This is a genomic window from Limnohabitans sp. (assembly GCF_044361985.1).
Taxonomy (GTDB): Bacteria; Pseudomonadota; Gammaproteobacteria; order Burkholderiales; family Burkholderiaceae_C; genus Limnohabitans_A.
Window position 1 is genome coordinate 1 of sequence record NZ_JBIKHV010000022.1, and the last position, 14,250, is coordinate 14,250.

16 protein-coding genes are annotated in these 14,250 nt (G+C 61.0%); 2 read left to right on the forward strand and 14 right to left on the reverse strand.

The window, feature by feature from the left end; all coding sequences use genetic code 11:
• Positions 1–168: 168 nt before the first annotated feature.
• The gene (gene recQ, locus ACIQ3A_RS06080) at positions 169–2,049 is read left to right on the forward strand and encodes a DNA helicase RecQ (RefSeq protein WP_396430858.1); all 1,881 of its coding nucleotides are present in this window, start codon (positions 169–171) and stop codon (positions 2,047–2,049) included.
• Here recQ and soxA read toward each other — a convergent pair whose 3' ends face one another.
• From soxA to ACIQ3A_RS06150, 14 genes are all read right to left on the reverse strand, one after another.
• A complete protein-coding gene (soxA, locus tag ACIQ3A_RS06085) occupies positions 2,050–2,865 on the reverse strand; it encodes a sulfur oxidation c-type cytochrome SoxA (RefSeq protein WP_396430859.1) in 816 nt (271 codons plus the stop codon).
• 5 nt (positions 2,866–2,870) lie between these two features.
• Positions 2,871–3,206, reverse strand: coding sequence for a thiosulfate oxidation carrier complex protein SoxZ (locus tag ACIQ3A_RS06090; protein ID WP_396430860.1), 336 nt, complete (start codon positions 3,204–3,206; stop codon positions 2,871–2,873).
• The gene (locus ACIQ3A_RS06095) at positions 3,203–3,688 is read right to left on the reverse strand and encodes a thiosulfate oxidation carrier protein SoxY (RefSeq protein ID WP_396430861.1); all 486 of its coding nucleotides are present in this window, start codon (positions 3,686–3,688) and stop codon (positions 3,203–3,205) included. Before ACIQ3A_RS06095 ends, ACIQ3A_RS06090 begins: the two co-directional genes overlap by 4 nt.
• Positions 3,685–4,119, reverse strand: coding sequence for a sulfur oxidation c-type cytochrome SoxX (locus ACIQ3A_RS06100; RefSeq protein WP_396430862.1), 435 nt, complete (start codon positions 4,117–4,119; stop codon positions 3,685–3,687). The genes ACIQ3A_RS06095 and ACIQ3A_RS06100 overlap by 4 nt, the downstream gene beginning before the upstream one ends.
• Positions 4,116–6,284, reverse strand: coding sequence for a molybdopterin cofactor-binding domain-containing protein (locus tag ACIQ3A_RS06105; protein WP_396430863.1), 2,169 nt, complete (start codon positions 6,282–6,284; stop codon positions 4,116–4,118). The genes ACIQ3A_RS06100 and ACIQ3A_RS06105 overlap by 4 nt, the downstream gene beginning before the upstream one ends.
• Complete coding sequence (locus tag ACIQ3A_RS06110) at positions 6,281–6,739, reverse strand: (2Fe-2S)-binding protein (RefSeq protein WP_199221842.1); 459 nt, start codon at positions 6,737–6,739, stop codon at positions 6,281–6,283. Before ACIQ3A_RS06110 ends, ACIQ3A_RS06105 begins: the two co-directional genes overlap by 4 nt.
• Positions 6,740–6,895: 156 nt before the next feature.
• Entirely contained in the window at positions 6,896–7,198 is a 303-nt protein-coding gene (locus ACIQ3A_RS06115; protein ID WP_396430864.1) for a type II toxin-antitoxin system RelE/ParE family toxin, read from the reverse strand.
• Positions 7,199–7,201: 3 nt separating this feature from the next.
• On the reverse strand, positions 7,202–7,528 hold the full coding sequence (locus ACIQ3A_RS06120; RefSeq protein WP_396430865.1) for a hypothetical protein: 327 nt from the start codon (positions 7,526–7,528) through the stop codon (positions 7,202–7,204).
• A 79-nt stretch (positions 7,529–7,607) separates the two neighbouring features.
• Positions 7,608–8,684, reverse strand: coding sequence for a 4-hydroxyphenylpyruvate dioxygenase (gene hppD / locus ACIQ3A_RS06125; RefSeq protein WP_396430866.1), 1,077 nt, complete (start codon positions 8,682–8,684; stop codon positions 7,608–7,610).
• Positions 8,685–8,904: 220 nt separating this feature from the next.
• Positions 8,905–9,885 (reverse strand): Bug family tripartite tricarboxylate transporter substrate binding protein, encoded by a 981-nt coding sequence (locus ACIQ3A_RS06130; RefSeq protein ID WP_396430867.1) that lies wholly within the window; start codon positions 9,883–9,885, stop codon positions 8,905–8,907.
• 61 nt (positions 9,886–9,946) lie between these two features.
• A complete protein-coding gene (locus ACIQ3A_RS06135; RefSeq protein ID WP_396430868.1) occupies positions 9,947–11,146 on the reverse strand; it encodes a CaiB/BaiF CoA transferase family protein in 1,200 nt (399 codons plus the stop codon).
• The gene (locus ACIQ3A_RS06140) at positions 11,143–12,108 is read right to left on the reverse strand and encodes a hydroxymethylglutaryl-CoA lyase (RefSeq protein WP_396430869.1); all 966 of its coding nucleotides are present in this window, start codon (positions 12,106–12,108) and stop codon (positions 11,143–11,145) included. Before ACIQ3A_RS06140 ends, ACIQ3A_RS06135 begins: the two co-directional genes overlap by 4 nt.
• Positions 12,109–12,247: 139 nt before the next feature.
• Positions 12,248–12,505 (reverse strand): DUF3297 family protein, encoded by a 258-nt coding sequence (locus ACIQ3A_RS06145; RefSeq protein ID WP_396430870.1) that lies wholly within the window; start codon positions 12,503–12,505, stop codon positions 12,248–12,250.
• Positions 12,506–12,571: 66 nt separating this feature from the next.
• Complete coding sequence (locus tag ACIQ3A_RS06150; RefSeq protein WP_396430886.1) at positions 12,572–12,817, reverse strand: DUF1302 family protein; 246 nt, start codon at positions 12,815–12,817, stop codon at positions 12,572–12,574.
• Positions 12,818–12,977: 160 nt separating this feature from the next.
• On the opposite strand from ACIQ3A_RS06150, the gene ACIQ3A_RS06155 reads away from it, so the two are divergent.
• Positions 12,978–14,231, forward strand: a complete 1,254-nt coding sequence (locus ACIQ3A_RS06155) for an Hsp70 family protein (RefSeq protein WP_396430871.1) — start codon at positions 12,978–12,980, stop codon at positions 14,229–14,231.
• Positions 14,232–14,250: the final 19 nt, after the last annotated feature.

The window sequence follows — 14,250 nt, forward strand, 5'->3', positions numbered from 1 at the left end:
GGGGGGTTTCGTTTTGGGCCCCCCCCCCCCCTCCGGCGCCCCCCGGCCCCCCCCCCCCCCCCCCCACACTACACCCGCCAAAACCCACGCAAAACCCAAACGACAACCACCAAAAACCCAACCCACCAATAGCGGACAATCACCCCTTAAAAAGCTGCCTAACCCCCCGTGTCCCCCCATCTCCCCATCCTGCGCGAAATTTTTGGTTACGACGCTTTTCGTGGCCCGCAGCAAGCCATCATTGACCATGTGGCCGCTGGGGGCGATGCGCTGGTGCTCATGCCCACGGGCGGGGGCAAGTCGCTGTGTTACCAGATTCCCGCCATTGCACGCCAGCGTGCAGGCCATGGCATCACGGTGGTGGTCTCACCCCTGATTGCGCTGATGCATGACCAGGTGGGCGCGCTGCACGAAGCGGGTGTGAGCGCCGCGTTTCTCAATTCCACCCTGACCAGCGAAGAAGCCAGCGACATCGAGCGGCGCTTGCTGCGTGGCGACATCACGCTGTTGTATGCCGCACCCGAGCGGGTGACCAACGGCCGCTTTCTGGCGCAGATGGATTCGCTGCAAGAACGCGGTCTGCTGAGCCTTTTTGCGATTGACGAGGCACATTGCGTGAGCCAGTGGGGCCACGACTTCCGGCCCGAATACCGCGGCCTTTCGGTGCTGCACGAGCGCTACCCCGGCGTGCCCCGTGTAGCGCTCACAGCGACTGCCGATGCGCTGACACGCGCCGACATCGTCGAGCGCCTGCAACTCGAAAGCGCCGAGCTGTTCATCAGCAGCTTTGACCGCCCCAACATCCGCTACACCATCGTCGAAAAAAAAGAGGCCAGCACCCAACTGCTGCGCTTCATCGAGCGCGAACACACCGAGGAGGCGGGCGTCGTCTATTGCCAGTCGCGCAAACGGGTCGAAGAGATCGCGGCGATGCTGTGCGAGGCGGGCGTCCATGCGCTGCCCTACCACGCGGGACTGCCCGCCGACATGCGCCAGCGCCACCAGAACGAATTTTTGCGCGAGGAAGGTGTGGTGATGGTGGCCACCATCGCGTTCGGCATGGGCATCGACAAACCTGATGTGCGCTTTGTGGCGCACCTGGACATGCCCAAAAACATCGAAGGCTACTACCAAGAGACCGGCCGTGCCGGGCGCGATGGTCTAGCGTCCGATGCCTGGATGGCTTATGGCCTGCAAGACGTGGTGAACCAGCGTCGCATGATCGACGAAAGCCCGGCGGGCGAAGAGTTCAAACAAGCCATGCGCGGCAAGCTCGACGCACTGCTGGCCCTGGCCGAAGCGACCGACTGCCGCCGCGTGCGCCTGCTGAGCTACTTTGACGAAACCTACAAAGGCCAAACCGAGAGCAGCCAGGGCGTGTACATGCCGTATTGCGGCAACTGCGACAACTGCCTTCACCCCCCCGACGTGTGGGATGGCACCGATGCGGCGCGCAAATTGTTGTCCACCGTTTACCGCACCCATCAGTCGAGTGGCCACAGCTTTGGCGCAGGCCACACCATGGACATCGTGCGCGGCAAGAAAACCGACAAGGTGGTCCAGCGCGGCCACGAAAGCATCAGCACCTTTGGCTTGGGGGCCGAGTACAGCGAACAGCAACTGCGCGCGGTGATGCGGCAATTGATCGCGGTGGGCGCTTTGCAGGTACACACCGAAGACGGCTTCAGCACACTGCACCTGACCGACGCTTCGCGCGCTGTTCTCAAAGGCGATGTGCCCGTGCAATTGCGCGAATCCACCAGCCAGCGCGCCGACAAGCGCACACGCCCTCGCGCCCAGAGCCCGGCTGCGGCCAATCTGGGGCAAGACGCATTGGTGCGCTACATCAACCTCAAGGCCTGGCGTGGCGAAGTGGCCAAGGAGCACAACCTGCCTGCGTATGTGATCTTCCACGACGCCACACTGGCCGCGATTGCCGAACACGCCCCGCAAAGTCTGGGTGACCTGCAAGGCATCAGCGGTCTGGGTGTGAAGAAACTCGAGGCTTATGGCGCGCAGGTGCTGCGGGTGTGCAACGGAGCGGCCTGATCACTTGCGCACGGCAGGCACTTCAACCGGCAGGCCCTCGGCACGCCACATCAGGTAAAGCGCCAGTTGCCTCATTTCAGTGGCGCCCCAAGGGGGGATTTCAGCGCGAACACCAGCGTAACAACTGCGCAGACGCCGCTCCAGTGAACCCGGTTTTTGCCATTCCAGGCGGTACACCGGGTGCGCATTGGGTTGGCCCTGGCTCAAAATATCGGTGTACAGGCGTTGGCCAAAATGCTGGTCGTGGCATTGCGCACAAGACAAATTGAGTTGCCCCTGGCGCTGCACGAACAAGCTCGCACCCGCCTGAAAATGGGCACGCGCTGCCCCGTCAATGTCCACGCGCAATGGCAAGCCCTTGGAGGCTTGGGTGACGAGCAAGCTCAGGCCCAGCAAAGCATCGGATTCGGGCGGCATGGGCGCAGCCTGCTGGTGCCGGGTGCTGCAGTGGTTGATGCGGTCTTCCAGGTTAAACAATCGGCCGCTCGCAGGGTCAATGGCGGGGTAACGCGTGGCCACGCCTTTCATGCTGCTCACATTGCCATGACAACTCAAGCAGGCTTTACCGTTGACGGCACTGGCGCGGCCCCACAGCGCGGCGCCCTGGCTTAGCCACAACTGGGCCGGGTTGGCAAATTCATCGGCCTGCAGGGCTTGAACATCCTTGCCCGAAAAATACAGCCCCGATTTCAAGTCTGACAAAGGCAAAGCACGGCTGAAAGGAAGGGGCTGGGCCATGACGACCTGTAGCGCCATGACCGCCATTGCCGCCAGCGCCACCAGCGCCACCAGCGCCAACCTTAGACGGCCAGTCATCGCACTCACCTCGAAGGCGATGGCAGGACCGTCATGGTCTGCCGAAACTCGCCTCGTTTGCCGCGGTCATCCTCCCATTGAACGCGCATTTCAGCCGTTTCTGATGCACGCACGAAAAATTCGAAAAGAGGGTTGGCGGCAATTCCCGAAGAGGGCTCGACCCGAAACACTTCTTGTTGACCCAATGTGCAAGTCAGCAAAATGACCACGTTGCGCGGCACCAACTTGCCCAACAGGTCGTACAAATAACCTGTGTCCATGGGGTGCTGCACCAGCAGGCGTACCTTCACCACCTCACCTGCAGTGATGCGCTCAGGCCAATGGATCCGCGCCAGGTTCATGACGCGTCCACGCAGGCCGACTCGGTGACGATGATGTCCATCTGCCCGAAACGGAACTCACCACTGGACAAACGCGCCAGCGCGACCACGGTTTGTGAACCGGCCAGGCGCACACGCGTCGACACCTCGGCACGGCCATTCCAGGGCCCCAGCTGAAAAACGGCCATGCGCGTGACCGGGTTGCGTTGCGACAACAAATGCACATGGGTCACATGGTCTTGCGCGGTCATGGGGCTTTGCACCTGGACGCCCAGTGGCACCAGAGAACCGTTGTCGGCCAGGATCGGGGCGATGATGCGCACATCACGCTCCAGCAGTTTGCCGCCTTGCGTGATCGGCTCGAGCATTTGCGCCAAGCTCATCAATTGTCCGGATTCCATCTTCTGGGCCTGTGCGGGCCAAGCCTGCAAAGCCGCCCAGGCCAGGCCCAGGCGCGCACTGTGCTGCAGCCAGATTCGGCGCGAAGTTTGCACAAATTTCATGGGGCGATCACTGGGGTTCGGACTGTCGGTTGAAACAGGTAACTGAGGATGTCTTCCAGGGCCTGCGGGGTCAAGACGGTTTGCCCCTGCAGGCCCACTGCAACATTGTGCAGGCCTTCGGTGCTGAGGTAGGCGGGCATGATGGTTTGCGGGTTGAAGCGCCGTGCATCAGCGATGTGCAAGCGGGCTTGCGAGAGTGTGCTGCGCTCGGCCAGGCCGTGCAAAGAGGGTCCGAGTGCCCCACCTGCGGGCAAGCCTGGAATCTGGTGACACAGCACGCAACCCGTGTCCTGCCTTTGCAAAAGCAAGGCGCGCCCCCGCTCTACCGAGGCGGCCGCCCTTTCTGTGGTCACCGGCGCTTGCGCCCAAGCCTGTGCGAGCCCGGCACAGCCCGCCAGGCTCCAGGCCAGTGCGGCTGCAGACAGCTTCATGCACGTGCCAAACTCAGCCCATGGTTTTTCAGCGGCAAAGAACGAATGCGTTTGCCCAAAGCGGCCGAAATCGCATTGACCAAAGCAGGCGCCAAAGGCGCCTGTGCAGGTTCGCCCACGCCGCCCCAGAATCCGCCTGTGGGCGCAATCACCACCTCCACCTTGGGCATTTCGTTCAAACGCATCATGCGGTAGTCGTGAAAGTTCGATTGCTCGACACGCCCTTCCTTGATGGTGTTTTCGCCCCAGAAAATGGCCGTGAGCCCATGCACCACGCTGCCCTGAAACTGGGCCACGATGTTGTCGGGGTTGACGGCATAACCCGGGTCGATGCCGATCACCACCCGATGAATCTTGACTTCGTTCTTGGCATTGACCGAGACCTCGCACACACACGCCGTCCAGCTGCCATAGCCATCGGTGACGGCCACGCCACGGGACATCCCGGCCACCGGCTTTTTATCCCAGCCCGCAGCTTGGGTCACGGCCAACAAGATGGCCCGGTCACGGTTGGCTTTTTCGTTGTTGGGCAACATGGCGAGGCGATAGGCCACCGGGTCCTGCCCTGCGGTCTGGGCCAACTCGTCAATGAAACATTCGCGTCCGTAAGGGTTTTGTGAATGCCCCACCGTGCGCCAGAAACCCACCGGCACATTGGTGTTGCGCTGGGCATAGTCCACCAAGGTGTTGGGAATGTCGTAAGGGTGGTCATTGAAGCAGGCGACCGCCTGGCCATCCACCCCCTTGGGCAAGGGCAGCTTGAGCAACGTGGCCAGAATGGAGGGGGCGCTGACCCGAATGTGCAACGCATCCACCTTGCCACTGGCGTTCAGCCCCGCCTTGAAACGCATCAGGCTGGCGGGCCGGTACAGGCCATGCTGGATTTCTTCTTCACGGGACCACAGCATCTTGATGGCTTTGCCTGGCATGGCCTTGGCGATCGTGACGGCCTGGCGCGTGAAGTCTTGCGGGCTCTTGCGACCCAAACCGCCGCCCAGCTGCATCGGGTGCACTTTAACGTTGGCTTGCGGCACACCTGCGGTGGCCGCACCCACGGCCAGGGTGGCCTCGGGGTTTTGGGTCGAGCACCAGATGTCCAGCTTGTCGCCCTGCAACCAAGCAGTGCAGACCATGGGCTCCATGGTGGCGTGGGCCAGGTAGGGCGTGAAGTACTCGGCCTCGACCACTTTGGCGGCTTTGCCCATCGCCTCGATGGTTTGGCCATCGTTGCGGGCCACAGCCAGTTCGGTCTGTGCCATGCCCGCCTTGAAATGGGCCATGATGGCCGCACTGCTCAGCGTGCCGTGCTCGCCCACATCCCAATCCACAGCGACTTCGCGCAAAGCTTCCTTGGCGCGCCACCAGTTGTCGGCCACCACAGCCACAAAGGTGCCCAGATTGAGCACCTTGACGATGCCCCGCCGGTTTTCAACCTTGGAGGCATCCATGGTCTTGACCGTGCCATTGAAGACAGGGCAGGCGGCGATTGCCGCATGCAACATGCCGGGAACTTGTGCATCAATGCCATAGCGGGTGCGCCCCGTGACAATGTCGGGAATGTCCACACGCGGAATGGGCTTGCCGATCAGCGTCCAGTCTTTCGGGTCTTTGAGTTTGACGTCTTTGGGGGCTTCCAGTTTGGCGGCCGCAGCGGCCAGCTTGCCGTAGCTCAGGCTGCGCTTGCTGGGCATGTGGGTGACTTTGCTCAATGCGGCCTTGCATTCGCTGGCGGGCACGCCCCACTGCTGGGCCGCCGCTGCAACCAGCATCTCGCGCCCCGTGGCGCCTGCCTTGCGCAGGTATTCCTGAGAATTGCGGATCGTTCGGCTGCCCACCGACGCCATGTCGCCATAGGCCCGCTTGGTGCGCAGGTTTTCATGCGCTGTGGCGTATTCAACGCGGACTTTTTTCCAGTCGGCTTCAAGTTCTTCGGCAATGATCATGGGCGCCGAGGTCATGCTGCCCTGGCCCATTTCTGCACGGGCGTAACGGATGACGATGGTGTCGTTGGGCTCAATTTCAACCCACACATTCAGCTGCGGCGTATCGGCCGCCTGCGCTGACTGCGGCACAAAGAATCCCACCGACAAACCCGCCGCAGCAGTGCTGGTGACTTTCAGGAAATGGCGGCGGTCCATGCCGGCGTTCAGGTCTGGGGTGCTCATGCGCGGGTCCCTTTCTTGGCGGCAGCGTGGATGGCGGTACGGATGCGGGCATAAGTGCCACAGCGGCAGATGTTGCTCATGGCCGCATCGATGTCTTCATCGGTGGGCTTGGGCTTTTTCTTGAGCAGGGCCACCGCAGCGAGCATCTGCCCACCCTGGCAGTACCCGCACTGAGGCACTTGGTGGTCGATCCAGGCCTGCTGGACGGCATGCAGCTTGCCTTTGTCGGCCAGGCCTTCAATGGTGATGACCTTTTGCCCTGCCGCTCCCGACACCGGGTAGGCACAAGAGCGGACCGGCTCCCCGTTGACCAGCACCGTGCAGGAGCCGCATTGCGCGATACCACAGCCAAATTTGGGCCCCTTGATGTCCAGCTCATCGCGCAAAGCCCAAAGCAAAGGCATTTCAGGTTCAACATCCAGCGCGTGATTTTTACCGTTGACGTTCAGTTTCATAAAGAGTGACTCCTTGTGCTCAGCAACAGCTTTGCACTGTGGCGAGAAGACCCCTTTTGTGCAACCGGGAAACAACCCAAAGCTTGCGAAACAGCCCTTACCAAGTCACATCCGAGACTTTTGCTTCGAGCGCGTCTGAAAGCAAGCTGAGCCGCTTCAAACCTCTCCGTCTTGATAGCCAGCTTCTCGCTGGTGACGAATACGGGCCACCATGACCCGGTCCAAGGCATCGTCCCAGGCATAGCGCGCCAAATAACCGCTGCGCCTGCGAGAAATGATCAGCTCACGCAAACCACCTTCCACCGGGCGACCAATACCGGATTGGTGGGTCAACACTTGCAAAGCGTCCAAGATGAAATCGAGCAGTTCCCCAGCCAAGGGGTCTTCTGACTCGTGCAAAAAATTTTCCAGCCGCACCAAATCCTGAAATGCTGCCGGGCTTAGAAATACGGTGCTCACACCTCAGCCCATTTTTTTCGGTTGCAAGGGTGCAGGCGGCGCGCTCTGTCCCTGACGATGCGCTTTGAGTTGAGAAAAATAGTGTCGGACATCGTCCAGCGCATGACCTGTACCGCTGGCCTTCATGTTGGCCAGCGCATCCGCCGAGTCTTGTGCAAATGTTTGCCGCAAGCGCTTGCGCTGCGCGGCATCGGCCAGCGTGCTCAGCATGAAAGCGTGCAGGCTCATGCCCATTTGCTTGGCATCCTCTTCAAGCTGCAGCTTGAGCGCGCTGGGCAGCTTGAGGCTGGTGGGGATGCTGGCCGAAATAGCGGCAGAAGTGGCGGTCATGGCAAACTCCGTTTCTTTCGGTAGTCAAAAGTGACTACCTGGGACGATTTTACACAGCAATGGCTATAGCGCCAGTTGCTCAATCCACCTGAATCGCCCCACGCCGGATCTGATCGCGTTCCAGGCTTTCAAACAGCGCCTTGAAGTTGCCTTCGCCAAAGCCCTCATCGGCCTTGCGCTGAATGAACTCAAAGAACACGGGGCCGAGCAGCGTCTGGCTAAAAATTTGCAGCAGCAAACGCTTTTCACCATTCGCGGTCGAGCCATCCATCAAAATGCCGCGTGCCTGCAATTCGGGCACCGGTTCGCCATGGCCTTTGAGGCGCTCTTCGAGCATTGCATAGTAGATGTCATTGGGTGCGGTCATGAGCGGAATCCCCGCCATCTGCAAAGCGTCCACGCTCTTCAAAATGTCGTCGGTCAAGAGGGCAATGTGCTGGATGCCTTCGCCGTTGAACTGCATCAGGAACTCTTCAATCTGCCCGCCTGTCTTGCCTGACTCTTCGTTCAACGGGATGCGGATCATGCCGTCGGGTGCGGTCATGGCGCGGCTGGTGAGGCCGGTGTGTGTGCCCTGGATGTCGAAGTACCGAATCTCGCGGAAGTTAAAAATCTTTTCGTAGAACTGGCCCCAGAAAGCCATGCGGCCCTTGTACACGTTGTGCGTCAGGTGGTCGATGATCTTCAGGCCATGTCCGGGTGGGTGCCGGTCCACCCCTTCGATGAATTCAAAATCGATGTCGTAGATGCTCTTGCCGTCTTCGAAACGATCGATCAGATAAAGCGGCGCACCGCCAATGCCCTTGATGGCGGGCAGACGCAATTCCATGGGGCCGGTCGGAATTTCCACCGGTTGTGCGCCCAATTCGATCGCACGGGAATACGCCAGGTGCGAGTCCTTCACCCGAAACGCCAGCGCACAGGCGCAGGGCCCATGCTCGGCCGCGAAATAGCCCGCCAGGCTTTTGGGTTCTCGGTTGACGATGAAATTGATGTCGCCCTGACGGTAAAGCACAACGTCTTTGGAGCGGTGTTTGGCCACCAGCGTGAAGCCCATTTTCTCGAACAGGGGTTCCAGCGTGTTGGGGACAGGGGATGCGAATTCGACGAACTCAAAACCACACAAACCCATGGGGTTGTCAAACAGATCGGTCATGAAAATCTCCAGTCATGAACCGGGCCACGCTGCTATATCAGCGGGGCCCGACATGAAATCGGTCAAGCAAAAAGGGGAGGAATGCTTAAAAAGCCCGCGGCGGTGCGCAGGGCTTGCCCCGCGTGCTGCGCGCGAGGTGGATACCGAAAATCAAAACCTGGATGGCCATGAACGCATGGTCGTCGCCTGACCACCAAATGTCAAGCGACGAACACAAGCTTTATTGCGGCTCGATACCGACCTTTTTAACCAAGGCGGCAAAGCGCTCCATCTCAGAGCGGAAAGCTTTCTGCGCCTGCTCGACCGAGCTGATGGCAATGGTGTTGCCCTGTTTGGCCATGGCCTCCTTGACGGCCGGGTCATTGAAGGCGGTGACCAGCGCATCGTGGACTTTTTTCACCACGGGTGCACTCATGCCCTTGGGGCCAAGCACGCCAAACCAGGCGTCGATCACGTAACCGGGCAAGCCTTGTTCGACAAAAGTCGGGACATCGGGCGCGGCGGCGTTGCGCTTGTCGCCGCACATGCCCACCGCCTTGAGCGCGCCGCTCTTGATGTGCTGCTGCACACTGGGCAGGGCCACCACCGCGAAATCAATCTGGCCGCCCAGCAGATCGGCGACCATCGGGCCCACGCCTTTGTAGGGAATGTGGCGGGCTTTGACCCCGGCTTCGTCGACAAACATCTCGGCCGCCAGGTGCAAGATGGTGCCAGTGCCGCCCGAGCCAAAGTTGAAACCATCGGGTTTGGCCTTGAGTGCAGCGATGAATTCACGGCCACTGGTCGAAGGCACGCGCTGCGGATTGGCCACCAGCACCAGGGGCGTTGCACCCACCAAAGCGATGGGCGTGAAATCGCCCGGCATCTCGAACGGCAGGTTCTTGATCACGCTCGGAAAGATCACCACGTTGTTCGAGACCACCGACAAGGTGAAGCCATCGGGTGCATTTTTAGCCATGGCCTGCAAGCCAATGATGCCGCTGGCACCTGCCTGGTTTTCAACCACCACGCTGGTACCCAGTGCACGGCCCAGTGCCGGTGCCGCAGTGCGGGTGATGGTGTCCACGCCCGAGCCAGTGGCGTTGGGCAAGATGAACTTGACGGGCCGGTCAGCCTGCGCCAGGGCCAATCCGGGCACAGCCATTGCCGCAGCCGATGCCAATGCCGACAAAGCCGTGCGTCGTGTGATGGGGTGTTTCATGGTTTGTCTCTTTCTCTTTGTAAGTGGGGTTGTATCATTTTAAGGAAAGTGGTTTAACCGTTCAGGCCACGGCTTTGAGTGCGCGCAGGCGCTCAATTTCGGCGGTGCTCAGGCCCAGACTTTGCAACAACTCGTCGGTGTTTTCGCCTTGCTTGGGAGGCTGGTGGCGCACACCCAGGCGCTGCCCGTCCATGGTGAAAGGAAACAGCGCAGCGCGCGCGGTTTGCCCCGCCTTGGGGCCATCGGTCAGGCGCACATCGGCCAGGCCGCCCGTGGCCTGCAGGTGCGGATCGTCGAACAGTTCTTCGGGTTTGACAATGGGCGCAAAAGGCAAACCGGCTTTTTCAAAAATGGTTGTCAATTCGGCCGCGGTGAATACCGCCAGACGGCGGCGCAGTTCAGGAATCAACTCGGTACGCAGCGACACACGGGCGTTGTTGTCGAAGTACCGGGGATCGGCCTTGAGATCGGCATAGCCCAGCACGTCACAGAAGGTGGCCCATTGCGCATCGCTCACGGCGGCCAGAAAAATTTGTTCGTTGTGCTTGACGGTGAACACGTCGTAGACCGCCCAGGCCGAAATGCGGTTCGGCATGGGCTCGGCCGCCACACCGGTGATGGCGTATTGCAGCATGTGCTGGCCCACCAAAAACACGTTGTTTTCAAACAAGGCCGACTGGATCTCTTGCCCGCGCCCGGTGATGCCGCGCTGAATGAGCGCGCCCAACACGCCGATGGCGCCGAACATGCCGCCCATGATGTCGTTCACGCTGGTGCCTGCGCGCAGCGGGTCGCCGGGGCGGCCGGTCATGTAGGCCAGGCCGCCCATCATCTGCACCACTTCGTCCAAAGCCGTGCGATGGTCGTACGGGCCGGGCAAAAAGCCCTTGAGGCTGGCATAAATGATCTTGGGGTCCTGGGCCGACAGGCTGGCGTAGTCCAGGCCGTACTTGGCCATCGAGCCAGGCTTGAAGTTCTCGGCCACCACATCGGCCGTGGCGCACAGTCTGCGTGCCATTTCGGCGCCTTCAGGTGACTGCAGGTTCAACTGGATGCTTTTTTTATTGCGGTTGAACATCGGGAAGAAGCCCGCGCCCGAACCCAGCAAATGGCGCGTGCGGTCGCCCTCAATCGGCTCCACCTTGATGACCTCAGCCCCCATGTCAGCCAGCACCATGCCGCAGGTGGGGCCCATGACCATGTGGGTGAACTCGACGACGCGAAGGCCTTCGAGTGGGAGTTTTTTGACTGTGGAATTCATGCTGCCTGCAAACCCTGGGGTGATTTCAAATGCGTTTTGGGCAAGCCCGCTTGGGCAATGCTGCCATGCAGACATTCTCCCGCAAGCCACTGGGCCACTTGGGCACGCAGTGTCATCAGGGCATCCCAGTCGATGCCTGTCGCGATGCCCATGCTGCCCATCAGGTACGCCAGGTCTTCGGTGGCCACGTTGCCGCTGGCGCCTGGCGCGTGTGGGCAGCCGCCAATGCCCGCCAGGCAGGCGTCAAATCGCGTTTCTCCGGCTTGCAATGCGGCCATGACATTGGCCAGACCCAGACCGCGCGTATCGTGAAAGTGCCCACAGCCGAGCTTGTCGCCCGCCACTTCACGCGCCCGGGTAAACAGCTCCCCGACCTGGCGCGGGTCGGCATAGCCCACCGTGTCGGCCAGGCCCACGCGGTCAACCCCATGCCCATGCCCCAGCGCCAACACGGCCTGCAGCAGGCGCAACACCTCGTCCACCTCGACATGGCCCTGAATCGTGCAGCCAAATGCGGTGCTCATGCCCACTTCGATGCGGATGGCCGAGCCACGCGCCCGACGGGCTTCGATGATGGCGCCAATTTCAGCCACCACGTCGTCGGGCGCCTTGCGCAAATTCGCCAGGCTGTGCGCGTGGCTGACCGACAAGGGCAGCAGCATCCAGTCGGCGCCACTGTCCATGGCCCGCTCGGCCCCTTTGAGGTTGGGCACCAACACCGACACGCACAGGCCGGGCAGGGTTTTGGCAAAGGCCACGAGCTCGGCCGTGTCGGCCAGTTGCGGCAACAGTTTGGGGGGCACGAACGAGCCCACTTCGATTTCACGGATGCCTGCGCCGTAAGCGCCCTGAATCCACTGCAGCTTTTGCGCGGTGGGCAGCGTGCGGGCGATGCTTTGCAAACCATCGCGCAGGCCCACTTCGCGGACCGTGACGCTTTGGGGCCATTGAAATGCGTTCATGCCGAATGTCCTTGTCTCAGAGTTGCCCAATCGTTGTGTGGCGCTCACCCGCAGCATGCTACCAAGCGCCCATCCCATCAAAAGCAACATGGTCAGCCACGGTCATGGCCAAATCACAGGTGGATAAAACTGCAACAGCTCAGCGGTAAAACGCCTCGACCTTGCCCTTGAGCTTGATAAGCAGCGGCTGGCCTTTGCGGTCCAGCGTCTTGCCTGCCGGCACCTTGACCCATCCTTCGCTGATGCAGTATTCCTCCACATCCGTGCGGTCCTTGCCATTGAAGCGAATGCCGATGTCGTGCTCGAACACGGCGCGCACGTGGTGCGGGCTGCGGGCATCGATCGACAAGTGGTCGGGCAATTCGGGGCGAGCGGCGGCAGGCTGTGTATCGGTCATGGCATTAGGCTTTTTAAAGCCTACGAATCTAACCCAAAAAGCGGCGCAGGTTCGCGTTTTGTGCAGTCAGCCCCGCCGGACTGGCCTCAATGCACAAAATTGATCAGGGCGCAAAAACGACGGGGCGTCAAAAGGGTGAGTGCCTGCATTGATGCCGCCCATATGCAACACCGAGCCGCTCCATTCAAGCACCTGGCGGCCAAATCGCAGACCCAGCGTTTTGTCTTGGCCCGCATCGAATTGCCCATGCACAAAAACATCGCGAAACTCGGCGTTGCTGAATCTGGCGCTGAATGCAATGCCCAGATTAATTTGTTACGCATGCGCCAGTCAATAGCGCGGCCCCTTGCCAAATGTCAGAAAAGACCTTGCCGAAAAACACCAAGTGGCAAAATGCCCGCTCCTCAAACCGTGTCGCTGCACGACATGCCTTTTCACCTTCAGGCTCAGGCCTTGTCCACACACGCCATCCATGATGTCTTCCCCCTCCGGCACGCTCGGCATTGATTTCGGCACCTCCAACTCGGCCATGGCCTGGGCAGGTGCGCAAGGCGGCGCGCGGCTGATTGCACTGGAGGGTGAGGCACTGGCCATGCCCACGGCGGTGTTCTACAACGCCGAAGACCACAGCACCCACTTTGGGCGCGATGCCGTCAAGCACTACCTGGAAGGCACCGAAGGCCGCTTGATGCGCTCACTCAAAAGCCTGCTGGGCAGCCCGCTGTTGATGGAAACCACCCAAATCGGGCATCAGCAGATCAGCTTTCAGGAGATCATCGGCACTTTTTTGGCCAGCCTGCGCGAGCGTGCCACGCAAAGCCTGGGCGCAGCGCCCCAGCGCGTGGTGATGGGCCGACCCGTGCATTTCGTAGACGACGACCCCGAGCGCGATGCACAAGCCGAGGCCTCGCTGATGCAGGCCGTGCAGTCGGTGGGCTTTGAAGAAGTATCCTTTCAGTTGGAGCCGATCGCCGCTGCGCTGGATTACGAACAGCGCCTGACGACAGAGCGCACCGTGCTGGTGGTCGACTTGGGTGGTGGCACCTCGGACTTCACCGTGGTTCGCCTGGGGCCAGACCGCATGAAAAACACCGATCGGAGCCGGGACATCCTGGCCACCACCGGCGTGCACATTGGCGGCACCGACTACGACCGCCAGCTCAACCTGGCCAAGGTCATGCCCTTGCTGGGCTACAAGCACCTTGGCTTTGAGCAGCGCGAAGTGCCCAGCCGCGTGTTTTTTGACCTCGCCACCTGGCACCTGATCCACTGGCAATACCCGCCCAAAGCCATCAGCCACGCCCAAACCTTGCGCAGCAACTACAGCGACCTGCGGCTGCACGATCGGCTGATGCAGGTGCTGACCGAGCGCCACGGCCACCACATGGCACACAGCGTCGAGCAGGCAAAAATTGATTGCTCGGTGCACGATGCCGATGCGGTGATTGACCTCACGGTCATCGAGCGCGGTCTGCAAGCCACTTTGGGAGTGGTCGACATGCGCGATCACCTGCAAGGGTTGATGGCCCGCACAGTGGCCTGCGCGCGTGAATGTGTCCGGCGGGCAGGCCTGAACGATGCATCACTCGATGCCATTTACCTCACGGGAGGCTCATCGGCCTTGCGCACTTTTCAGCTCGCCTTGCAGGCCGAGTTTCCAGGCGTGCGCCTGATTGAAGGTGACTTGTTTGGCGGCGTGGCCTTGGGACTGACCTACAGCCGCTGAACGAACAGCTTGCCGACGT